Origin of the sequence: Candidatus Burkholderia verschuerenii (assembly GCF_001189365.1) — a bacterium.
Taxonomy (GTDB): Bacteria; Pseudomonadota; Gammaproteobacteria; order Burkholderiales; family Burkholderiaceae; genus Caballeronia; species Caballeronia verschuerenii.
In genome coordinates, this window is the sequence record NZ_LFJJ01000093.1 from 15,286 (window position 1) to 36,701 (window position 21,416).

The 21,416-nt window shown below is 63.6% G+C and carries 21 protein-coding genes and 2 pseudogenes; 20 read left to right on the plus strand and 3 right to left on the minus strand.

Going from position 1 to position 21,416, the window contains the following annotated elements; translation table 11 throughout:
• Positions 1 to 19: 19 nt before the first annotated feature.
• Positions 20 to 1,201 carry an ABC transporter substrate-binding protein gene (locus BVER_RS16495; RefSeq protein ID WP_157056086.1) on the plus strand — a complete coding sequence of 394 codons (1,182 nt, stop codon included), beginning with the start codon at positions 20 to 22 and terminating at the stop codon, positions 1,199 to 1,201.
• Between the two features lie 7 nt (positions 1,202 to 1,208).
• Here the strand turns inward: BVER_RS16495 and BVER_RS16500 are convergent, their stop codons facing one another.
• Positions 1,209 to 1,781, minus strand: a complete 573-nt coding sequence (locus tag BVER_RS16500) for a DNA-3-methyladenine glycosylase (RefSeq protein WP_050454229.1) — start codon at positions 1,779 to 1,781, stop codon at positions 1,209 to 1,211.
• A 55-nt stretch (positions 1,782 to 1,836) separates the two neighbouring features.
• Between BVER_RS16500 and BVER_RS16505 the strand changes: the two genes are divergently transcribed.
• The 17 genes and pseudogenes from BVER_RS16505 (at position 1,837) to BVER_RS16585 (ending at position 16,330) form a co-directional block, all read left to right on the plus strand.
• Positions 1,837 to 2,295 (plus strand): low affinity iron permease family protein, encoded by a 459-nt coding sequence (locus tag BVER_RS16505; protein ID WP_050454230.1) that lies wholly within the window; start codon positions 1,837 to 1,839, stop codon positions 2,293 to 2,295.
• A 552-nt stretch (positions 2,296 to 2,847) separates the two neighbouring features.
• Positions 2,848 to 3,030: a Flp family type IVb pilin gene (locus BVER_RS16510; RefSeq protein ID WP_050454231.1), complete on the plus strand. Its 183-nt coding sequence runs from the start codon at positions 2,848 to 2,850 to the stop codon at positions 3,028 to 3,030.
• 85 nt (positions 3,031 to 3,115) lie between these two features.
• Positions 3,116 to 3,637 (plus strand): A24 family peptidase, encoded by a 522-nt coding sequence (locus BVER_RS16515; protein WP_050454232.1) that lies wholly within the window; start codon positions 3,116 to 3,118, stop codon positions 3,635 to 3,637.
• A gap of 12 nt (positions 3,638 to 3,649) precedes the next feature.
• Positions 3,650 to 4,612 carry a Flp pilus assembly protein CpaB gene (gene cpaB, locus BVER_RS16520; RefSeq protein ID WP_050454233.1) on the plus strand — a complete coding sequence of 321 codons (963 nt, stop codon included), beginning with the start codon at positions 3,650 to 3,652 and terminating at the stop codon, positions 4,610 to 4,612.
• Between the two features lie 42 nt (positions 4,613 to 4,654).
• A pseudogene (locus BVER_RS16525) lies at positions 4,655 to 6,185 on the plus strand (type II and III secretion system protein family protein).
• A gap of 10 nt (positions 6,186 to 6,195) precedes the next feature.
• The gene (locus BVER_RS16530) at positions 6,196 to 6,573 is read left to right on the plus strand and encodes a CpaD family pilus assembly lipoprotein (RefSeq protein WP_050454235.1); all 378 of its coding nucleotides are present in this window, start codon (positions 6,196 to 6,198) and stop codon (positions 6,571 to 6,573) included.
• A gap of 25 nt (positions 6,574 to 6,598) precedes the next feature.
• Positions 6,599 to 7,819, plus strand: coding sequence for a CpaE/TadZ family protein (locus tag BVER_RS16535; protein ID WP_050454236.1), 1,221 nt, complete (start codon positions 6,599 to 6,601; stop codon positions 7,817 to 7,819).
• A pseudogene (locus BVER_RS16540) lies at positions 7,819 to 9,239 on the plus strand (TadA family conjugal transfer-associated ATPase). The gene BVER_RS16535 and the pseudogene BVER_RS16540 overlap by 1 nt, the downstream one beginning before the upstream one ends.
• Positions 9,236 to 10,210 (plus strand): type II secretion system F family protein, encoded by a 975-nt coding sequence (locus BVER_RS16545; RefSeq protein ID WP_050454237.1) that lies wholly within the window; start codon positions 9,236 to 9,238, stop codon positions 10,208 to 10,210. Before BVER_RS16540 ends, BVER_RS16545 begins: the two are co-directional and overlap by 4 nt.
• Before the next feature lie 48 nt (positions 10,211 to 10,258).
• Positions 10,259 to 11,188, plus strand: coding sequence for a type II secretion system F family protein (locus tag BVER_RS16550; RefSeq protein WP_232316586.1), 930 nt, complete (start codon positions 10,259 to 10,261; stop codon positions 11,186 to 11,188).
• The gene (locus BVER_RS16555) at positions 11,185 to 12,036 is read left to right on the plus strand and encodes a tetratricopeptide repeat protein (protein ID WP_050454239.1); all 852 of its coding nucleotides are present in this window, start codon (positions 11,185 to 11,187) and stop codon (positions 12,034 to 12,036) included. Before BVER_RS16550 ends, BVER_RS16555 begins: the two co-directional genes overlap by 4 nt.
• Positions 12,033 to 12,524, plus strand: coding sequence for a TadE/TadG family type IV pilus assembly protein (locus tag BVER_RS16560; RefSeq protein WP_050454240.1), 492 nt, complete (start codon positions 12,033 to 12,035; stop codon positions 12,522 to 12,524). Before BVER_RS16555 ends, BVER_RS16560 begins: the two co-directional genes overlap by 4 nt.
• A complete protein-coding gene (locus BVER_RS16565; RefSeq protein WP_050454241.1) occupies positions 12,521 to 13,192 on the plus strand; it encodes a TadE/TadG family type IV pilus assembly protein in 672 nt (223 codons plus the stop codon). Before BVER_RS16560 ends, BVER_RS16565 begins: the two co-directional genes overlap by 4 nt.
• Before the next feature lie 14 nt (positions 13,193 to 13,206).
• Complete coding sequence (locus tag BVER_RS16570; protein WP_050454242.1) at positions 13,207 to 14,661, plus strand: TadE/TadG family type IV pilus assembly protein; 1,455 nt, start codon at positions 13,207 to 13,209, stop codon at positions 14,659 to 14,661.
• The gene (locus BVER_RS33945) at positions 14,646 to 15,038 is read left to right on the plus strand and encodes a vWA domain-containing protein (protein ID WP_050454243.1); all 393 of its coding nucleotides are present in this window, start codon (positions 14,646 to 14,648) and stop codon (positions 15,036 to 15,038) included. The genes BVER_RS16570 and BVER_RS33945 overlap by 16 nt, the downstream gene beginning before the upstream one ends.
• Before the next feature lie 313 nt (positions 15,039 to 15,351).
• A complete protein-coding gene (locus BVER_RS33950) occupies positions 15,352 to 15,756 on the plus strand; it encodes a methyltransferase family protein (protein ID WP_050454244.1) in 405 nt (134 codons plus the stop codon).
• 64 nt (positions 15,757 to 15,820) lie between these two features.
• Positions 15,821 to 16,330: a DUF6496 domain-containing protein gene (locus BVER_RS16585; RefSeq protein ID WP_050454245.1), complete on the plus strand. Its 510-nt coding sequence runs from the start codon at positions 15,821 to 15,823 to the stop codon at positions 16,328 to 16,330.
• On the opposite strand, the gene BVER_RS16590 is transcribed toward BVER_RS16585, so the two are convergent.
• Positions 16,315 to 17,229, minus strand: a complete 915-nt coding sequence (locus BVER_RS16590) for a LysR family transcriptional regulator (RefSeq protein ID WP_050454246.1) — start codon at positions 17,227 to 17,229, stop codon at positions 16,315 to 16,317. The genes BVER_RS16585 and BVER_RS16590 overlap by 16 nt on opposite strands.
• Before the next feature lie 128 nt (positions 17,230 to 17,357).
• Here BVER_RS16590 and BVER_RS16595 point away from each other — a divergent pair, with 128 nt between their 5' ends.
• Positions 17,358 to 18,122: a transporter substrate-binding domain-containing protein gene (locus tag BVER_RS16595; protein WP_050454253.1), complete on the plus strand. Its 765-nt coding sequence runs from the start codon at positions 17,358 to 17,360 to the stop codon at positions 18,120 to 18,122.
• A gap of 9 nt (positions 18,123 to 18,131) precedes the next feature.
• Positions 18,132 to 19,259 carry a succinylglutamate desuccinylase/aspartoacylase family protein gene (locus BVER_RS16600; protein ID WP_050454247.1) on the plus strand — a complete coding sequence of 376 codons (1,128 nt, stop codon included), beginning with the start codon at positions 18,132 to 18,134 and terminating at the stop codon, positions 19,257 to 19,259.
• A 7-nt stretch (positions 19,260 to 19,266) separates the two neighbouring features.
• Here BVER_RS16600 and BVER_RS16605 read toward each other — a convergent pair whose 3' ends face one another.
• Positions 19,267 to 21,234, minus strand: coding sequence for a glycoside hydrolase family 28 protein (locus BVER_RS16605; RefSeq protein WP_050454248.1), 1,968 nt, complete (start codon positions 21,232 to 21,234; stop codon positions 19,267 to 19,269).
• Between the last annotated feature and the right edge of the window lie 182 nt (positions 21,235 to 21,416).

Genomic DNA, 21,416 nt, shown 5'->3' on the forward strand with positions numbered 1-21,416 from the left:
CCACCGTGCAGGCACGACGATGCGCCTGACCCTTTGCGCTATCGCCGCGAGCGTCAGCTTCGCGGCGCATGCGGACACCATCAAGATCGGCGAGATCAACAGCTACAAGGTCGTGCCGGCGTTTCTCATGCCGTATCGCAACGGCTGGAATCTGGCGCTCGATCAAATCAACGCGGCGGGCGGCGTCAACGGCAACAAGCTCGAAGTCGTGTCACGCGACGACAACGGCAATCCCGGCGATACCGTGCGCGTCGCGCAAGAGCTCGTGACGTGCGAACAGGTGAAGCTGCTGTTCGGCGGCTATCTGTCGAACACGGGTCTCGCGCTCGCGGACTATGCCAAGCAGCGGCGCATCTTCTTCCTGGCCGCCGAACCGCTCACCGACAAGATCGTCTGGCAGGACGGCAACAAGTACACGTATCGTCTGCGTCCGTCGACGTACATGCAGGTCGCGATGCTCGTGCCCGAAGCCGCGAAGCTCAAGAAGAAGCGCTGGGCGCTGGTCTATCCGAACTACGAGTACGGTCAGTCGGCGGTGGCGACGTTCAAGCGTCTGCTCAAGGCCGCGCAGCCCGATGTCGAGTTCGTCACCGAACAGGCGACGCCGCTCAACAACATCGATGCAGGCGCAGTCACGCAGACACTCGCCGATGCCAAGCCCGACGCGATCTTCAACGTGCTGTTCAGCTCCGATCTCGGCAAGTTCGTGCGCGAGGGCAATACGCGCGGCTTGTTCAAGGATCGCAAGGTCGTGTCGTTGCTGACCGGCGAGCCCGATTATCTCGATCCGCTCGGCGCCGAAGCGCCGACGGGTTGGATCGTCACGGGCTATCCGTGGTATTCGATCGACACGCTCGCCAACAAGCAATTCGTCGCCGCGTATGAAGCGAAGTATCACGACTATCCGCGCTTAGGCTCGGTGGTCGGCTATAGTGCGATGATGTCGCTTGCCAATGGCTTGAAGAAAGCCGGCACGACCGATCCCGACAAGCTTGCCGCTGCCTTTAAAGGCTTGCCTGTCGATACGCCGTTTGGGCCGATCGTTTATCGCAAGCAGGATAATCAATCGACGATGGGCGCGTATGTCGGCGTGACCGCGCTAAAGGACGGCAAGGGCGTGATGACATCGTTCCGTTATGTCGATGGCGCAAGCGTTCAACCGACAGACGACGAAGTCAAAAAATTGCGTCCCGCCGACTAAATAATCCTTAAGCTTTAGAAAAGGGCTTGCTAAAGAATTTCGATCCGGCAAGCCCGAAACGCCAGGGCACATCCATTGCCTTGGTAATGCCGATGCGCGGTCCGCACACGATATCGAAAGCCTGTTCGGGCGGCTTGATATGAAAGGGCGCTTCGAGCAGCGACATGCGATTGTTCTTGTGCGTGACATCGAGCGCTTGCGCGACGCGGCCCGGACCCGAACACAATAACTTGAGCGGTTCGAGTCCACGCCGCTGACGCATCGCATCGATGCCGGTCAACGGTTCGATCGCGCGTATCAAGACGCCCGCGCCGTGGCCCGCTTCACGGCACACGAAGTTCAGGCACCAGTGAATCCCATACGAGCGATACACATACGCATGCGCGGGCGGCCCGAACATCGCGGCATTGCGCGGCGTCGGTCCCGAGTAACTATGCGACGCGGGATCTTCTCGATCGTAGGCTTCGGTTTCGACGATGCGTCCGCCCACGCCATCGACGGTGACGATCGCGCCGATCAGCGCACGCGCGACGCGTTCGGACGCGGCATGAAAATCGATGGGAATGGCTTTTGCACTCATGACGCTATTCTAAACAGACACTTTCCTGATCGTTGCCCACTCAAGGAGACATGCGATGAAACGGTCGTGGTTCCTCAAGTTTTCGAATGCGCTTGCGCAAGTCGCGGGTCATGCATCGACGTTCGTGATCGCCGTCGTGCTGGTGATCGCGTGGGCCGTGTCGGGGCCGCTCTTTCACTTCAGCGATACATGGCAACTCGTTATCAACACGTCGACGACCATCGTCACGTTCCTGATGGTCTTTCTTATTCAGAACACGCAGAACCGCGATACCGCCGCCATGCAGATCAAGCTCGACGAACTGATCCGCGCAATGGACCGCGCGCATAACGCCTTGCTGGATCTCGAAGAGCTCGATGAAAAGGAGTTGGCGGTATTCCGCAAACGCTACGAGAAACTCGCTGAAGAAGCGCGAGGTGAATTACGCGCGCCCGATTCGACCCAAGGCGATATCGATTTGCCCGACGTCTCTCGCACCGGCAATACCGAAGTCAAACAAAAGCGATCAACTTGATACATGAATTCCCGTACCGCGCAATTCCGTCAAGCGAAACTTGCATGGCAAGGCAAAAGCGACACTTCCTAAACAAAGTCTTTGCAAGCGTCGCAAAGTACGTGACAAACGGCTATTGCTAAAGGTAAGCTTGAGTCCTCCAAACGGTGCGCGATGTTTCATGCGTGCATCAAAAACGGTTTAGCAAACGTGGTATCGGGCCGAGTGGATAAAAAACCACGCCGAAACGGCCGTTCTCTCCGGTTGCAGGTCTATAAACCGCCGCAAACGTTCTCCAAATGCCTCTTCGAGGCGCGGAAAACGGCCAAAAGCTGCCCGCAAATTGCGCGTGGCACGCAAAAAGCAAAATCTCTCTCCCTAAAGTTTTTCACTCCGCTGCCGACTGCGGCGAAAAACCCCTCCTTTAAAACGCCGAATTGAGGCCGTTTTCTGCCTCTAAATGGCAAAGTTATTTCTGTTGCTAATCGCTAGGATGTGTCCGTGCCCGGTGAAACGTTCGTTGGGCGCAAAACACACACACCTACCTCTCTCATTCGTTTTAGGGGAACAGAAATGACCAAGTTCATCAAAGCTTTCGTTCGTGACGAACGTGGCGTCAGCGCCATGGAATACGCGATCCTCGCCGGCATCATCGCTGTCGCGCTGGGCGCAATGGCTGCCACGTTCAGCACCAGCATCCAAGGCTGGTTCACGGGCATCAACTCGAAGGTCACCGCCGCTCAGAACAAGGCGTAATGATTTTCGCGAGGTCCGCGTCGAGTGCCTGAGTGCATTGCGCGGATCTCTTTTCCTTCCCTCACTCTTTCGATACCGGTCCATCGTGCAGTTCGCATCTCTTGCCATCCGTCTCGTCGTGCTGTGCGCGCTTCTCGTGCTCGCGGTCATCGACGTTCGTGCACGTCGCCTGCCGACCGGAATCGTGGTGGCGATCGGTGCGCTGTTCTTCGTCGACGCCTTGATCAACAAGATGTCGCTCGATCAGATCATCTCTCACCTGATGATCGCCTGTGTCGTGTTCGCGGTCTGCGCCGCGCTTTTCGCCGCGAAGATGCTCGGCGGGGGCGATGCGAAGCTCGCGGCGGTGATTTTCCTGTGGTCGGGTCTCGGTTTGTCGCTGTCCGCCCTCACGCTGATTTCGGTGATCGGGACCGTCGTGTCCCTGGTCAACCTCGTCACGCGCAACATGAACGCCGACCAAAAGTCGTCGCCCATGCGCGCGCTGGCAATGTTCTCCGGCGCGCGCGGCGTGCCGTACGGTGTGGCGCTCGCGCTCGGCGGCGGTCTTGTGATCGTGCTGCCGGCCGCGTTGCCACTGTTGTTGCCTCTGTTCTCGACGCATTAGGACGGCGCTGTCATGTCCAACATCATCAAGTTCGCCGTTCTGCTCGTCGGCGCTTTGCTCATTGCCCTGATCGTGCGCGTGGTGGTTGCCAGCGCATCGAAGCCGGCGGCCGTGCCCGTGGTCACCACCGAAAAGGTGCTGGTCAGCGCGGCCGCGTTGCCGCAAGGCCTGTTGCTGCGCGATGACGACATCACCTGGAAAGCGATTCCCGCGACCGACGTGCCGCCGACCGCAATCGTTTCCGGCGCACCGAACGCGCCCGATCTGAAGGGCGCGCTGCTGCGTCATCCGGTCGATTCCGGCGAAATGCTCTCCGCCGACGACGTCATTCTGCCGAGCGCGCCGGGCTTCCTCGCCGCGACACTCAAGCCCGAAATGCGCGCGGTGTCGGTCGTCGTCGACGATGTATCGGGCAACGCCGGTCTGATTCAGCCGGGCGATTACGTCGACCTGCTGCTCACGCAACAGATGGAGCAGCGCACCAACTCGCCGGACCTGGCGGTGTCGAGCGAAACGGTGGTCGAGCACGTTCGCGTGCTGGCCGTCGGCTCGGAAATCAAGCGCCCGAAAGCCAATAGCGATGCACCCGACAACGGCATCCGCGCCCGCACCGTGACGCTCGAAGTCACGCCGCGCATGGGCGAAGTCGTGGCCGTGGCCGCGCGTCTGGGCAGCCTGTCGCTGGCGCTGCGTTCCTTCGCGACGGCCAGCCGCACGCCGGATGTCGCATCGGGAGCGAGCGCCACCACGACCGAGTGTCCGCCGATCTGGGCGGGCGACATCTCGCGGGCCGTGCGCGCGCTGCCGCGCGTGCATGCGCCGCAGGTCGTGTCGACCGGTCCGTCCGCGCCGCCGATCCCGCACACCGTGCAGATCTATCGCGGCTCAGACAAGAACGACGGTCAAAGCATCGCCCAGGCCGGCGCCGCGCCCGACAACGCGCCGCCGCTGCCGACGGTCCCCGCTCAGCGCTAATGCCAAGCCGGCGGTGATCCGGCGCTCCAGGAAACGAATGTCATGAATACGCAGTTCTTTTCGAGATTGAAGCCGACCCTGCCGCTTGCGGCGGCCGTGCTCGCAATCGTGTGCGCGGGTCTCGGCGGCGCGAATTTCGCCGTCGCCGCCGATGCGCCGCCGGTGGTCGACGTTCCGCCGCCGCGTACCGGCGCGGGCATCGTCGCCACGCCGAAGTCCGGCTCGGCGAACAATGCCGGCGTCACGACCGATTCCAGCCAGGGCGCGCTCACGCTCGACGCCGGCAAGGGCTCGATGCTGCATCTGCCCGAAGATGCGGCCTCGGTGTTCGTCGCCGATCCGGCCGTCGCCGACGTGTAGGTGCCGTCGCCGCGCGCGGTGTTCGTGCTCGGCAAGAAGGCCGGCTCGACCACGCTGTACGCGCTGGGCGCCAACAACAAGCCGATCTTCCAGAAGACCATCGTGGTCGCGCGCGACATGCTGGGCCTGCGCGCGATGCTGAAGGCGCGCTTCCCGAACATGAACGTCGACGTGCAAGGCACGCAGGGCTCGCTGATCCTCACGGGTCAGGCGCCGACGCCGCTGGACGCGGATACCGTCGTGCAGGCCGTCATGCCGATGGATGCTCGCCGAGAAGGAAGTGCTGGTGAACCGGATGACGATCGATCGTCCGCTGCAAGTGCAGCTGCGCGTGCGCATCACCGAAGTGGATCGCAACGTGACGCAGCAGTGGGGCATCAACTGGCAGGCGATCGGCAGCGCGGCGGGCAACTGGTATAGCGGTATTTTCAGCGGCCGCAGTATCTATAACTACAACCAGCCGCTCACCAGCGCCTCGGGCGCGGTCAGCTATCCGGTCAACATGCCGACCAACAACGCGTATTCGCTGTTCGGCGGCTTCAAGACGAACAACGCCGACATTCGCGTGCTGGTCGATGCGCTCAATCAGGAAGGCCTTTTGACCGTGCTCGCCGAGCCGAATCTCGTCGCGCTTTCGGGCCAGACGGCGAGCTTCCTCGCGGGCGGCGAATTTCCGATTCCGGTTTCGCAGACCAACGGCGCGATCACCGTCGAATTCAAGCAGTTCGGCGTCAAGCTCGATTTCACGCCGACCGTGCTGACCGATCACCGCATCAGCCTGAAAGTGCGCCCGGAAGTCAGCCAGATCGATACCACGGCCAGCGTGACGACCGGCGGCGTGACCGTGCCGGGCCTGTCGGTGCGCCGCGCCGATACGACCGTCGAACTCGCGAGCGGTCAGAGCTTCGCGATCGGCGGTTTGCTCCAGAGCAATACGCAGGACGTCGTGTCGCAGGTTCCTGGCATCGGCTCGCTGCCGATTCTCGGCAAGCTGTTCTCGTCGAGCAACTACCAGAACAACAAGACCGAGCTCGTGATCATGGTGACGCCGTACATCGTCGAGCCGACCGATCCGGCCAAGCTGCGTTCGCCGATCGAATCGCTGGTGTCGCCTTCCAGCGACGTCGAGTATTACTTCGACCGCATTCTGGGCGGCGCCGCGGCGTCGCCGGGCAGCCCCCGTTTCGTCGGCGCGGCCGGATACGTTTATTGAGCCTGATGCCATGAACCACGCACGCCTTATTCCGCTTCTCGCCGCCTGCGCCCTCGGATTGCCGCTCGCCGGCTGTTTCCTGAAGCCGCCGGTCAGCATGTCCGACGCGCGCATCGTCGGCTACGACGGCAAGTCCGCCGTGCCGCCCGACTGCGAACGCCTGACGCGCGACTCGCTGCTGCTCGATGCCGGCGTGCGCCGCCCGTCGATGCAGTGGGGTTGCGCCACGTACACGAATCTGGCCGCGCAGGTCGCGCAGCCGGAAGACCTCGTGACGCCGCGCACGCTCGGCCCCGCCGATGCCGCGGTCGCCGCGAGCGCCGTGCATCGATACGAGACCGGCCAGCTGATTCCGCTGGACGCCGCGACTTCGCGCAACAGCAAGTAAGCCCGCCACCCCGATACCGAACGCCATGAGCACAACAGACTTCACGCTTATCAAGGGCAAATCCGGAGTCCGGGCCGCGGACTTCATCGCCTTCGTCGCCGATCGCCAGACCGAACAGGTTCTCAAGTCCTTCGTTCTGGAACAGGCGATGCCGCACGCGCACATCGCGGTCGGCAATATCGACGAGGCGATCGCCTATGTGTCGAAAATCGACCGCGCGCCGCAATTCCTGCTGGTCGACCTGCACGACTCCGTCATGCCGCTGTTCGATCTCGGCCGCCTCGCGGAAGTGTGCGAGCAGTCGGTGCAGGTGATCGGCATCGGCGAGCGCAACGACGTCGGCCTGTTCCGCAGCCTGCTCAAGCTGGGCGTGCACGATTACCTCGTCAAGCCGCTCACGGTCGAGCTGCTCAAGCGCACCGTCAACACCGCCGACGGCAAGGTCGCGCCGGTGACGATCGCGCGTACCGGCAAGACCATCGCCTTCACGGGCACGCGCGGCGGCGTGGGCGTGACGACGGTCGCGCTGAATCTGGCGCGCCACCTCGCGGACGATACGCATCGCCGGGTCGCCTACGTCGATCTGAACCTGACCGGCGGCGCGGCCAACAGCATGCTCGGCACGGTCAGCAATAACGGCCTCGCCGAAGTGCTGCAGAACTCGCACCGTCTCGATCCGCAGTATGTGGAGCGCACGCTGGTCGCCAAGGGCACGCGTCTGTTCATGCTGACCGCCGATCTCGATTACGGCGCGGAACGCAATCATTCGCCCGAGGCGCTGGCTCGCGTGATGGAGATTCTCGGCGACAGTTTCCACTACGTGTTCGTCGATATCGCCGATCCGAGCGATCCGCTCGCGCAGCAAGCCTTCGATCACGCCGCGCGCGTGTACGTGGTCACCGACCGCTCGGTGCATTCGACGCGCGAAACGATCCGTCTGCTGCGTCACATCGAGGATCGCGACAACAATCCGCCGAGCTCGATCCTGCTGAACAACCCGAACGCGGCGATCGCCGGCAAGGTGCAGCCGTCGGACTTCATGTCGGCGGTCGGCCGCTCGATCCTGCACGAAATCCAGTTCGAGCAGAAGGCGCTCGCGACCGCCGAAAACCTCGGCGAAGCACCGACGGAGAAGGCGCAGAACGGCTTCACGCAGTCGATTTCGCGCATCGCCAACGATCTGACGGGTCAGCAAGCCCAGCCGGAGCGTTCGCTGCTCAGTAAATTCCGCTTGAGGAGAGGCTGATGTTCGGCCAGAAACAGGCTGCCCGCGCGACGTCCCCGGCAAGCGAGCCGGTGGTGCGTCAGAGCCAGAACACGACGTCGGCCGCGGCCGCGCCGGTCGAACCCTCGACGCCCGCGCCGCTGCCGGCGCGCGTGCAGGTCACGGCCGACGCCAACGACTCGCTGGTGCGCTCCGACCTGTTCCGCATGATCCGCACCGGCGTGTTCGCGTCGATGAACGCATCGGCAGTGGTGGGCAAGTCGCGCGAGCAGATGAAGCCGGGCATCGAGCAACTGGTGACGGAAATAGCCGAGCGCCAGGGCCTCAACGTGACGATGTCCGAGCAGTCGCAGATCGTCGGCGAACTGCTGAACGACATGTTGGTCTCGGTCCGATCGAACCGCTGCTCGTCGATGAAACCATCACCGATATTCTGGTGAACGGTCCCGATCAGGTTTACGTGGAACGTCACGGCCGGCTCGAACTCACCAACTGCAAGTTCCGCGACAACACGCACGTGACCAACGTCGCGCAGCGGATCGCCGCGGGCGTCGGACGTCGCGTCGACGAAAGCAGCCCGATGGTCGATGCGCGTCTCGCCGACGGCAGCCGGGTCAACGTCGTGCTGCCGCCGCTCGCGATTCACGGCGCGTCGATCTCGATTCGTAAGTTTTCCAAGCGCAACATCACGCTGCATCGCATGGCGCAGCAGGGCAACATGTCCAACGCGATGGCGACCGTGCTCAAGCTCGCGAGCACCTGCCGTCTGAACGTGATCGTGTCGGGCGGTACGGGTTCCGGTAAGACGACGCTGCTCAACGCGCTGTCGCACTTTATCGGCCACGGCGAACGCACGGTGACGATCGAAGACGCGGCCGAACTGCAACTGGTGCAGCCGCACGTCGTGAGTCTGGAAACGCGTCCGGAAAACGCCGAAGGTCTCGGCGCGGTGACGCAGCGCGATCTCGTGCGCAACGCGCTGCGTATGCGTCCCGATCGCATCATCCTCGGCGAAACGCGCGGTCCCGAAGCCTTCGACGTGTTGCAGGCGATGAACACCGGCCACGACGGCTCGATGACCACGATCCACGCGAACATGCCGCGCGACGGCATCACGCGTCTCGAATCGATGGTGACGATGGCCAACGGCAATCTGCCGCTGCTGTCGATCCGCCGCCAGATCGCTTCCGCCGTGCACATGATCGTGCAGATCGAACGGATGCGCGACGGCATGCGCCGCGTCACGCGCGTCACCGAACTGGTCGGCATGGAAGGCGACGTGATCATCACGCAGGATCTGTTCACGTTCCGCTACGACGCGACCGCGTACAGCGAGGAAGTGAAGGGCACTTACGAGTCCGCTGCGGTGCGTCCGGCCTTCTCGGCGCGCGCGCAGTACTACGGTCTCGAAGACGCGTTGCTCGAGGCGATGCAGCCATGACGCTCATCAATCTCATCACGATCTGCGCGTTCGGCGTCGCCATTCTCGGCGGCGTGATGGTGCTCACCGTGCAGGACATGCGCAAGAACCAGCCGCACGCGCGCATCCGTACGCGCATGCGCGAGTCGTTCGAGTTGCGCGTCTTGCAGGACAAGGGCGCGGGCAAGTTCGACACCGATCTCTTCAAGGTGAACAAGCGCGACAGCATCTTCACGCGCTACTTCGGCCCGAAGATTTCGCGCCTGCGCACGGTCGCCGGCGCGAACGGTCTGCGCATCGTGGTGGCGGCGGCGATTCTGGGCGAGTTTCTCGCCATCGGCATGGTGGACATCATGCCCTTGCCGCAGTTCAGCAAGCCGCTGATCGTGATGGGATTGCCGATCTTCACGCTGGTGAAGGCCTACAATTTTCTGGTCAACCGCTTTCGCCGACGCTTTCTGGACGGCTTTCCCGACCTGATCGATTTGATCGTGCGGGCGGTGCGCGCGGGCGTGCCGGTCACGCATGTGCTGAGCACGGCCGCCGACGAATGTCCCGAGCCGCTCAAGTCCGAATTCAAGCTGATGAGCGATTCGCTGCAGGTCGGTCTGGATCTGGAGGAAGTCCTCGCGGTGGCGGTGCGCCGTATCGAGATCGCGGACTTTTCGTTCTTCTGCGTGTGTCTGCTGCTGCAACGCGAAACCGGCGGCCAGCTCGGCGAGACGCTCGAGAACCTGTCGAACATCGTGCGGACGCGCCGTGAAATCCGCTCGAAGACCAAGGCGCTGACCGGCGAGGCGCGCATCACGACCAAGATTCTGACGGCGGTGCCGATTTGTATCGTCGGCAGCATGTACTTCCTGAATCACGATTACCTGATGGTCCTGTTCAACACCGAAGCCGGCCAGAAGCTGATGACCTTCGGCGTGATCTCGATCGCGATCGGGCTCATGGTGATCAACAAGATTTCGAAGCTGGATACCTCGCGATGAACCAGGACCAGATTCAGACCGGACCAGATTCAGACGCTCACCAATCTCGTGCTGCTGCTCGCGCTGTTCGCCGGGCTCGCGATCTGGTGGATGACCAAGCACGGCGGCCTGCGCGGACGCATCGCGGAGCGCGTGCGGATGGCCGCGACCTCGCAGCAGCGAATCGATCTGACGACAACCGACGACGACGAGACGCTCAGCTTCCGCGAGCGCACGCTGCGCCGGTTCGCGCGCATCGGCGACAAGCTGCCGCTGTTCGACGCGAAGTATCGGCTGAAGCTGCAACAGGAACTGGTGCGCAGCGGCTATCGCAGCAACCACGCGGTATCGATCCTGCTCGCGGCGAAGTTCTGCGTCGGGCTGATCGGCGCGATTTTGACCGTGATCGTCGGCTCCGATCTGCCGTTCATCGGCACGTATCCGGCGGTGCGCGGCGTGGCGATGCTGCTGGTGTTCATCGTCGGCATGATCATTCCGGAATTCATCATCGGCATGCTGGCGACGCGCCGCCGCACCGCGATGGCGGGCTGTCTGCCCGACGCGCTCGACCTGCTGGTGATCTGCACCAACGCGGGCAACAGTCTCGGTGTGTCGATCTGCCGCGTGGCGGACGAACTCGCGACGATCTGCCCGCCGCTGTCCGACGAATTCTCGTTCACCGCCGACGAACTGAAGCTCTCGGGCGACAGCACGCGCGCGCTGAACGGACTCGCCGAACGTATCGACCTGCCGTCGATCCGCGCACTCATCTCGACGCTCACGCAGTCGATTCGCTACGGCACGCCGATCACGCAGGCGCTGCGCACGCTGTCGCGCACGGAGCGTCTGCAACACATCGTCTCGCTGGAAGAGAAGGCCGCGAAGCTCGCGCCAAAGATGGTCGTCCCGATGATGCTGTTCATTCTTCCCGCGATCATCGCGATCGCCGCAGGACCTGCCGTGATCCAGTTGCTGGACTTTATCGACAAATCGAAATGAAGACTCTCGCCTCTTTTTATCGCTTCATTCCCGCGCTCGCCGGCGCCGTCGTCATCGCGCTGACCGCCAGCGGCTGCACGACGACCGTGCAATCGCAGGCCTCCAACGTGCGCCCGGTGATGAGCAACGCCAAGCCCACCTCGATGAGCGAACTGCGCATCGCCGAGTCGGCGCTCGAGTCGGGCAACATGGATATGGCGACCACGCTGTATCAGAAGATTCTCCAAGCGAATCCGCGTTCGGTCGAAGGCCTGACGGGTCTCGGCAACACACTGTATTCGGTCGGCGACTACACGCGCGCCGGCGTCTACTACGGCAAGGCCAACGAGATCGACAAGGCCGCGCCCGCGCCGATGATCGGCCTCGCGCGCGTCGCGATCCACCAGCGCCGCTTCGACGATGCCGTGACCACGTACAAGCGTCTGCTCGCCGAAAGCCCGGACGATCCGCTCGCGGCGGCGGGCCTGGGCGCGGCGCTCGACATGAAGGGCGATCACGATCAGGCGCAAGCCGTGTTGCGTGACGGCCTCAAGCGCAATCCCGGCGACACGTCGCTGTCGATCAACCTCGGCCTCTCGCTGATTCTGGCGGGCAAGCCGCGCGACGGCGCGAACGTGCTGCTCGACGTGACGCGCTTCCCGGCCGCGCCGCCGCAGGCGCGTCAGGATCTGGCGCTCGCCTACGGCATGCTCGGCAACGACGATGCCGCCACCGAAATCCTCGGCCGCGATCTGCCGAAGACGTCGGTTCAGGACAATCTGCGCTACTACGACCTGCAGCGTCAGCGCGTGGGTTCGGCGGCATCGGCGGCGACGCCTGCATCGACGACCTCGGTGAGCCTCAGATGAGCGCCGTCCGCCACGCGCCCGCAAGCCGGCGCAAGCGTTCGCTTCTGCGCGATGACGGCGGCAGCACGGTCATCGAGTTCGCGATCCTCGCGCCGCTGGTGTTCATCCTCGTGCTGGGCACGGTGGAGATGGCGCTCGACATGATGGTCGACGCCACCGTCCAGCTCGCCGCGCAGGCCGCGTCGCGCGCCGGGCTGACGACCACCAATCCGTCTTCGGGCACGCGCGCGGATCAGGCGCAGCAGATCGTCAACGACATTCTCGGCGGCTGGACCAACATCGGCGCGACGGTGGCGATCAGCACGCTGACCTACGGCACCTACAGCAACGTCAGCTCCAACACCAGCACCAAGGGCATGGGCGGATTCGGCGACGTGGTCTCGTACAACATCACTGTGACGATGCCGCCGTTCTCGGGCATTCCGAAGCTGTTCGGCATCAACCAGCTGGTGTTCCAGCGCAACTATCTTGTGCAGAACGAAAAATGAAACTCGCCTGCTCATTCGCATCGCGTCGCGCGAAGCCGCGCCGCCCGGGTCTTGTCAGGCGCCTGCTGCGTTCCGATCGCGGCAGCGCGGCGATCGAGTTCGTCATCATCGTGCCGCTGATGCTGCTGGTGCTGACGGGCTTCGCCGAAACCTACTGTTATCTGCGCGCGGTGAGCGTGCTGGAACATACCGCGCTCACGCTGGCGGATTCGCTCGGTCAGCTGCCGCAGGTGATCGACAACAATTCGACCAGCAACGCGAGCAATCTCGGCTCGCTGTACTCGGCGGCGACGCTGCTGGCCTCGCCCAACGATCTGCAAACGGGCGGCGGCGTGATGATCACCTCGATCTGCGACGGCTCGCCTTCAGCCTGCGTGCAACCACCGAGCTCGCCGTCGCTGGCGGGCGGCACGCCGGTCATCCACTGGCAGCGCAGCGTGCCGTGGAACGACGGCGCGTTCGTCTCGAAGGTGACGAGCGGTGCGCCGACGCCGTCGGGCTGGCCGTTCCGCGTCGGCGATTCGGCGATCGTCGTCGAAGTGTTCTACAAGTTCAATCCGTTCGCGATGACGGCCGCGTTCTGGCCCGACGCGCCGGGCACGCAGACGATCTATCAACGCGTGTATGTGCGATCACGCACGGGCTATCCGCTCGATCTGGTCAGCTAAAAAAAGAAGACATCATGAAACGGGGATTCCATCTGCAACGCCGTGCCGCTCCCGCGCGGGCGCACTCGCGCGTGCCGTTTTTCGCCAACTTCGGCGGACCGTCGTCGCCGCGCACGGCCGGCACGCTGCTCGCGGGCGAAGAAGGCGCGGTGACCGTGCTGTTCGCGGTGACGGCGAGCCTGATGATCGGCACGCTCTGCACCGCGATCGACACGATCGATTTCGCACAGACGCAGGCGCGCATGCAGATGGCGCTCGACGTGGCGACGCTGTCGGCGGGCGCGGATCTCTCGCACTTCAAGACCAACACGGGTTCGGACCTCGCGACCTGGCAAGCCGACGCGCGCGCCTACTACGACGCCAACATGCCGACCGGCTACATGGCGCTGACGATGGCGAACGCCAATTTTTCCGCGACAGTGACCGGCTCGCCCGCGACGGGGCAGACCATCAAGCTGTCGGCGTCGGGCTCGGTGCCGCTGTACGCGCCGGTGATTTGGGGCAACAACTCGTCCGACGGCTCGGGTTCCGGCGGCGGCAGCGGCGGCTCGGGCTCCGGCACGCCGACATCGCAGACCATCTCGGCGAGCAACACGGCGTTGCGCGTGCCGAAGAGCACGCTCGAACTCGCGCTGATCCTCGACAACACCGGCTCGATGGCCGATGCCGCCGTGAGCGGCGGTTCCACCAGCAAGATGGACGGCCTGAAGACCGCGGCCGCGTCGCTGGTGACGAACATCCTCGGCGTCGCCGGCAACGATTCGTATATCGGCCTCGTGCCGTTCACGACGATGGTGAACGTCGGCAGCGCGCTCAATTCGAGCGGCAGCTGGATGTCGCAGGTGTTCAGCAAGCAGTTCGCGTACAACACCAACGGCATGTCGATGACGCAGTGGGGCGGTTGCACGGTCGAGCCGCACGACGCCAACGGCTACGTCTATCCAGCCTACGCGCCGAAGAACGCGCCGGGCTTCACGCCGATGTACTACAACGTGCCGCAGTCGGGCTTCACGGTATCGACCTTCGACAACACCAAGAGCTGTACCTTGCAGGGTTCGAAGACGTTCTACGGCGTGCCGCTCACGTATCAGACCAACGCGTCGGCATCGGTCTGCCCGAGCGCGGCCGCGACGCAGCCGCAGAGCTACATGGGTCAGGTGACGACCAAGAGCACCAGCACGTATTCGTGGGATCAGAACGGCAGCGACGCGGGAGGCAATCGTCCGTGTTCGATCCAGCCGGCCGTGTTCTTCACGCAGGACACCGACAAGCTGAAGGTCGCGATCAACAACATGCAGGCGAACGGTTCGACGCTGATTCCGACCGGTCTGCTGTGGGGCTGGCGGATGCTGAAGTCGGACTGGTCGCAGGATGTCGCGGGTGTCAACAACGGCTGGAAAGCCACCGACACGACGCTGCCCCTCGCCCCGAAACGACGCAGGGCCTGCAACGCGTGGCGATCATCCTGACCGACGGCGAAAACGCGCCGGGCTCGACCTCGGGCATGATGCCGCCGCCTTATTTCAACCAGCTTTCGGGCGTGGGCAGCCTCGCGCTGCAGGCGCCGACGGTGGTGAAATCTGACGGCACCTGGCTCGACGGCAATGTGTCCAGCACGACGGACATGAACACGTTCCAGTCGGGCGTCTGCACGGCGATGAAGAACGACGGGATCATCATTTACGCGATCACCTTCGGCTCCGGTTCGTCGAGTTCGACGGCGCAGAAAGCGATGGCCGCTTGCGCGACGGCGGGCAATTATTACCACGCGCCGGACAACGCGACGCTCAACCAGATCTTCCAGCAGATCGCCGGCAATCTGGGCGTGCTGCGCCTGGTGCAATAAGAGACAACCCAACGATTTCGACCGAAGGTGACGCACATGGAACCCAACCCGTCAGGCGCGGCCGCGCCCCACACGCTGCGCGAAGGCGTGAGCTGGTTCATCGAGACGCGCGGACAGATTTATCTCGATGCGATCGTGCGCGTCCTGACGGTCGCCATGCTCGGCATGTTTCTCTACAACTCGCTGACGGAATATCTGCGCAATCCGTCGCGCATCACGCTGCTGCTGATGGTCATCTCCGAAATGGTGACGATCTCCGTGTCGCTGTTTTCCCGCGTGCCGCGCGCGCGACTGGCGGCTGCTGTCGGTGCTGATGTCGACCGGCGCGACGTTCTACTTCCTCGCGTTCCGGCTCGAACCGGGCATCCATCTGGTGCCGGAATGGCTCGCGGCGGCCTTGCAGATCGCCGGTCTCGCGATCCAGATCAGCGCGAAGCTGTCGCTGCGCCGCTCCTTCGGCATTCTTCCGGCCAATCGCGGCGTGGTGGTGCACGGTCCGTATCGGCTGATTCGCCATCCGATGTACTTCGGCTATCTCGTCAACGACATGGGTTTCCTGCTGCCGAACTTCGGCTTGCAGAACGTGCTCGTGCTGGCGTTCCACTGGACGCTGCAGATCGGGCGCATCGTGCGCGAGGAACGGCTGCTGTCGAACGACGAGATGTATCGCGACTATACGCAGCGCGTGCGCTATCGGTTGATCGCGGGCGTGTTCTGATCGACGGCGGGCACGCGCGATGCTCCCTGTGACGACGCAGTTCAACTTCACAAGGAGTACCGACATGCCCGAAAAGAAAACCGTTGAGCGCGCCTCCAAGGCGAAGCGCGCCGGCAAGTCAGCGAGCACCCAGGCGGGTGCTTTCGTGAAGGAACAGGTCGATCACATCCGCGAGGGCAAGCACGGCGCGAAATCGGCGAAACAGGCCATCGCGATCGGGCTGTCCGAGGCGCGTCGCGCGGGCGTCAAGCTGAAAGCCCCGAAGAAGGGCGCCGCCACCGAGGCGACCCGCAAGAAGGCCGCGCAAGACACCAAGGCCGCGCATCGCACGAAAAAGAGCCCCAGCACCGAATCGAAGGCGAAGCGTTCGGCCGTCGCCACGCGCGTGCTGAAGCGCGAAAGCACTAAGGCTGCATCGCCCAAGGCGTTGTCGCGGCAGACGCATGCCGCCGCGAGCCGTCGCTCGGCCGCGGATCGATCGGCGGCGGCGAAGAAGGGATGGGCGACGCGCCGGGCGCGTGCGGCATCGGCCGCGCCGAAGCGTTCGACGGCCACGCGTCACGCATCGCGCTGAACCGGCAGCATCCGCGCATACGATACGGCCATCGCCGCGAGTTCGGCGGCGGCGGGCGTGAGCGGCACGCCGCCGCGTCGCAGCAGGCACACCGGCGTGCCGGCCGCGCGCTCGGCGATCGTCACGTGATCGCGGAAGAACGGATGCGCGGCGACGCTGGCCGGTTCAAGCGCCAGATAATCGCTTGCCGCGACGCAATGGAGCGTGTCGAACACGGCTTCGGTCGTGGCGGCGATGCGCGGTGGATCGAGCCGCGCATCGGCGAATAACGCGAACAGGCGATTCCCGCTCGCGCCGCTTCCCGGCTGCCGCGTGCTGACCCACTGTGCGGTCGCGATACTCGCCAGCTTGCGCGATCGCGCGAGCGGATGCCCGCGCCGTGCGATCACGGCGACTTCCGAATCGAACAGGCGCGTGGCCTGCATGTCGTGGATATCGACATCGGGTGCGGTCAGCGCAAGCGCGAAATCGAGGCTGCCGTCGCGCACCCACGATGTCAGCACGCGCGACGTCGCACTCGTCAGATGCACGGCGATGCGCGGACATCGCTCCCGATAGCTTTCGAGCAAAGCCGGAAACAGCCGCAGCGTCGCTTCCGCCGCGAGGCCGAGCGTGACGTTCCCGGTCAACTCGCCGCGCAATTGCTGCAACTCGTCCTCCGTCTTGCGGCATTCTCCGAGAATCAGATCCGCGCGCACGCGCAGCCGTTCGCCGACGGGCGTCAGCCGCGCGCCGCGCACGTCGCGTTCGAACAACGGGCCGCCCGCCAGCGCTTCCAGCTTGCGCAGTTGCTGGGTGATGCCGCTTTGCGCGACATCGAGCCGTCGCGCGGCGGCGCGCAGGCTGCCAGCTTCGGCGACGGCCACGAACATCCGCAATTGCGTGAGAGTCAGGTCCACGGTCGCTCCGATCGAGATCGAGGGTGATCTCGAAAAGTGATCATGATAAGCAAACTGCCCCTTTTTTGAAGCGTTTTGCCCGCATACCATCGACGCTCCGAATCCCGAAAATGATCTCGCACGCGCTCATGTCCAAACTTCACGCTTTCCTGCTGTCGGCGGCGCTCGCCGTCGCGTTGCCCACTCATGCGAACGACACCTTGCGACTGGGCATCGATCCCGGCTATCCGCCGATGGACGTGAAAGCGCCCGATGGCCACGTCGCGGGCTTCGACGTCGATCTCGGCGATGAAATCTGCCGCCGCATCGCGATGAGCTGCCAGTGGGTCGAACTCGAATTCTCCGGGATGATTCCGGCGCTGCAGGCGCGCAAGATCGACGGGATCATGTCGTCGATGGCGATCACCGAAAAGCGCATGAAGCAGATCGCGTTTTCGACCAAGCTGTTCCAGTTCCGCTCGCGGCTGATCGCGAAGAACGGCGCGCCGCTCGCGGCCACGGCGCAAGGCTTGCGTGGCAAGCGCGTCGGCGTGCAGAGCGGCAGCCAGTTCGAAACCTACGCGATGAAAAACTGGCAACCGGCGGGCGTCGAGGTCGTGCCGTATCAAAGTCAGGAAGGCGTATTCGACGATCTCGCGTCAGACCGGCTCGACGCCGCGCTGCTCGGCTCGGTCGAGGCGGAACAGGGCTTTCTGAAGACGCCGCGCGGCAAGGGTTTTGCGTTCGTCGGCGAACCGCTGTCGATGGGCGATCACGGCGTCGGCATGGGTTTGCGGCAGGACGATCCGGCGTTGAAGGCGAAGATCGACAAGGCGATCGCGGACATGCGCGCGGACGGCACGTATCAGAAAATCGCCCGAAAGTATTTCGATTTCGACGTCTACGGCGAGTAAGGAGCCAGCATGCAGACACGACGTCATCCGCTCGTCACGACCACGCTCGGCATATCGCGCGAACTTGTCAGCTTTCATTTCGGCGACGCTCACGCCGCGCGCGAAAAGGTCTACGTGCAAGCCTCGCTTCACGCCGACGAAACGCCCGCGATGCTTACCGCCTGGGCGCTCAAAAAGCGCCTCGCGACCCTCGAAGCCGAATGGCGCGTGCGCGGCGAGATCGTGCTGGTGCCGGTCGCGAATCCGATCGGCTTGTCGCAGCATGTGCTCGGGCAGTTCGTCGGGCGCTTCGAGACGAACAGCGGACACAACTTCAATCGCGGCTTTCCGATGCCGTCCGCCGCCGCGATGATCGACCGCGCCGGCACGCAGTTATCGCGCGACGATGCGGCGCACAACGCGCGCTTGCTGCGGGCCGTGCTGTGCGATATGCTCGACGAAACGACCGCGAAAAACGAGTTCGAATCACTGCGCTTGACGCTGCTGCGATTGGCATCGGCGGCGGATATCGTGCTCGATCTGCATTGCTCGCTCGAAGCGACGATGCATCTTTACACGAGTCCCGCGAGCTGGCCCGCGCTGGAACTGCTCGCGCGTTATATCGGCGCGAACGGCGTGCTGCTCGCAACCGATTCGGGCGGCCAGTCGTTCGATGAAGTGCACGCGTTGTTGTGGAATCAGTTGCGCGCGTTGATGGGCGAGGGTTTGCCGCTCGCCGCGCCGAATATCGCGGCGACGCTGGAGCATCGCGGGCAGCGTGACGTGGACTACGACAGCGCGCAACACGACGCGGATGCCATCGTCGATTTTCTGATCGCGCGCGGTGTGATCGAAGGCGACGCGCGCGACTTGCCGCCGCTCGCGCAAGCCGCGACGCCGCTCGCGGGCAGCGAGCAGTTGACGGCGCCGGTGAGCGGCATCGTCGTGTATCGGGCGAAGATCGGGGCCGCGCTGAAAGCAGGCGATGCCGTGTTCGATATCGTCGATCCGCTGACCGACGAAGTCGTGACCGTCACGACGAAAAACGACGGCGTGTTTTATATGCGCCGCGCGATTCGCTTCGTGATCGCGGGCGCGCCGATGGGCAGGGTGACCGACGAAAAAGCCTTTAGAACCGGCGTGCTCATCGGCGCGTGAACTTCGCTTATCGCGCGTCCGTCACCGTCTGATTCAACGCCGTCCCCGCGATCAACGTATTCACCAGTTTGATGTCGTGCACGTTGTACGCGTAGATCGGCCCGGGCGTCGTGGCGGTCGCGGGACCGGCGGCGCTCGGCGTGCCGAAATCGCAATTGGTGATGGTGACGCCGGTGATCGCGGGAACCGCTGGCGTAGGCGCGGGACCGTTGTAATCGAACGCGACGGGCCCTTGCGCGACGATCGCCTGAAAGCATGACGCCATCACGCCGTTCAGCGTGACATTGCTCGCCTTCAGATTCGTGATGTTGACGTTTTGCACGAGCGCGGGCCGCGTGCGGATCGCGTCTTTCGCCGGCTGATAATCGCAATCGAACGTGATGATGCCGCCCTGCGACGCCGACGGATTCGCCGCGCTCGCCGTCACCACGCCGAGCGGCACGGTGGCGTTGATCGGACTGCCCGCCAGTAGGCTGCTGCCGTAACCGGACGGCGTCAGACTCACGCCGTTCGGCAGCGTGACGTTATCGACATAGAAGTCTTTCACGTAGCCGCCGCGATTCATGTTCGTCTTGATGCGGATCGCGATGTTCAGCGAATTGGTCGCCCAGAACTGATTCAGCATTTGCAGATTGCGCGCGTAAATCTTCTGCACGCCGCCGCCCATTTCGCTGCCGAGCGTGATGCCGCTGTGCCCGCTGTTCATCGTGCAATTCTGGATAACGTGGTTCTGCGCCGGGCCGTATTGCGTGTCGAGATCCTTGCCGGATTTAATGGCGATGCAATCGTCGCCGGTGTTGAACGTGACGTTCTCGCACAGCACCATGTTGCAGGCATCGGGATCGAAACCGTCGTTGTTCGAGCCGATACTGTCCACCGTCACGCTGCGTATCACGACATTCTTGCAATCGGTCGGATGATGCTGCCAGAACGGCGTATTGATGGTGCGATAGCCTTGCATCAGAACGTTCGTACAACCGATGAATTCCACCATGCACGGCCGCAGATAATGGCCGATGCCGAAGATGCGCTTCTCAATCGCGACGCCTGCTTCTGACAGCGCGGGCAGATAGTTCTGGTCCTGCTGCCACGGCGTCGCCGGATTGGTGAGTTCGGTGTAAAGCGCGTCGGAGATGCCGGGCACGGCGGTTTTCAGATCGACGTTGTTCGGATTCGACGAAGCCTGCGACGGCGTCGACGAATTCACGCAGCCATACACGCCGCTATTGCCTTTCCACGTCCACCAGCATGTGGCCGTGTTGCCGCTGCCGGCGAACGGCGTCATCGCCTGACCGTTGAAGACGGACGTGTCGCCTTCGCCGGTGATCGCGATATTGGTCGCGTTGCGCGCGTAGATCGGCGTGCCGTAATTGAGGCAATCGTTTGCCTGCCAGCAGCTATAGAACAGCTTGCCGTTCGCGCCGCAATCGATCGGGCCGTCTTTCGCGTAATCGGCGGGATTCGGGCTAAAGAAAATTTCGCAGTTCGCGGTCAGATGGAAGTTCACGTTCGACTGCAACACGAGCGGTCCCGCGCAATACCAACTGCCTGCCGGCACCACGACCTGACCGCCGCCCGCCGCGCTGCAGGCGGCGATCGCGGCGAGAAACGCGGGCCGCGAATCGAACGAATCGGGCGTTTGCGTCTGGTCCGCGCCGACCGAGAGCGGCGACTTGCTCGGGTCGGTGTACGGATTCGTCGCGGCGATGACTGTGCAGGGCTTCGCGCCGTAATCGGTGACGAGGAACTGGCGGCTCGGAAACATCGCCGACGATACGCCTTGCAGCGCGTTGACGATCTGGGTCGCGGCGCCTGAGCGTCCCCAGATCGGATCGGGCGAGTCGTCGCTGCTGCCGCAGCCGCCGAGTAAGCTCAATGCGCCCATGCCGCCGAAAAGCGGCGCGCTTGCCGACACGCCTGCGAACTTGACGAAGGAACGGCGCGCCAGCGAAGGCGGGTGTTTCGAATGCTTCATGTCTGTCTCCTGCCGGGTTGTTGTAATGGCTGATATAAACGATGTCGTACAACGATTAACCTGCTTTTGTCGGGCTTTGGTGGCGAGACAGTCAGTAAATCAGGAAATCGTTTTCGCTGCCTGACGATAGCCAACTCGGCCTATCGCCGTCAAGCGAAGGCGCTCGGTACTTTCCCTTAAGT

Coding starts and splice junctions, on each gene's coding strand:
- BVER_RS16495 (WP_157056086.1), top strand. CDS start 20: ATGCGCCTGACCCTTTGCGCTATCGCCGCGAGCGTCAGCTTCGCGGCG.
- BVER_RS16500 (WP_050454229.1), bottom strand. CDS start 1,781: ATGAGTGCAAAAGCCATTCCCATCGATTTTCATGCCGCGTCCGAACGC.
- BVER_RS16505 (WP_050454230.1), top strand. CDS start 1,837: ATGAAACGGTCGTGGTTCCTCAAGTTTTCGAATGCGCTTGCGCAAGTC.
- BVER_RS16510 (WP_050454231.1), top strand. CDS start 2,848: ATGACCAAGTTCATCAAAGCTTTCGTTCGTGACGAACGTGGCGTCAGC.
- cpaB (WP_050454233.1), top strand. CDS start 3,650: ATGTCCAACATCATCAAGTTCGCCGTTCTGCTCGTCGGCGCTTTGCTC.
- BVER_RS16530 (WP_050454235.1), top strand. CDS start 6,196: ATGAACCACGCACGCCTTATTCCGCTTCTCGCCGCCTGCGCCCTCGGA.
- BVER_RS16535 (WP_050454236.1), top strand. CDS start 6,599: ATGAGCACAACAGACTTCACGCTTATCAAGGGCAAATCCGGAGTCCGG.
- BVER_RS16545 (WP_050454237.1), top strand. CDS start 9,236: ATGACGCTCATCAATCTCATCACGATCTGCGCGTTCGGCGTCGCCATT.
- BVER_RS16555 (WP_050454239.1), top strand. CDS start 11,185: ATGAAGACTCTCGCCTCTTTTTATCGCTTCATTCCCGCGCTCGCCGGC.
- BVER_RS16560 (WP_050454240.1), top strand. CDS start 12,033: ATGAGCGCCGTCCGCCACGCGCCCGCAAGCCGGCGCAAGCGTTCGCTT.
- BVER_RS16565 (WP_050454241.1), top strand. CDS start 12,521: ATGAAACTCGCCTGCTCATTCGCATCGCGTCGCGCGAAGCCGCGCCGC.
- BVER_RS16570 (WP_050454242.1), top strand. CDS start 13,207: ATGAAACGGGGATTCCATCTGCAACGCCGTGCCGCTCCCGCGCGGGCG.
- BVER_RS33950 (WP_050454244.1), top strand. CDS start 15,352: ATGTCGACCGGCGCGACGTTCTACTTCCTCGCGTTCCGGCTCGAACCG.
- BVER_RS16585 (WP_050454245.1), top strand. CDS start 15,821: ATGCCCGAAAAGAAAACCGTTGAGCGCGCCTCCAAGGCGAAGCGCGCC.
- BVER_RS16595 (WP_050454253.1), top strand. CDS start 17,358: ATGTCCAAACTTCACGCTTTCCTGCTGTCGGCGGCGCTCGCCGTCGCG.
- BVER_RS16600 (WP_050454247.1), top strand. CDS start 18,132: ATGCAGACACGACGTCATCCGCTCGTCACGACCACGCTCGGCATATCG.
- BVER_RS16605 (WP_050454248.1), bottom strand. CDS start 21,234: ATGAAGCATTCGAAACACCCGCCTTCGCTGGCGCGCCGTTCCTTCGTC.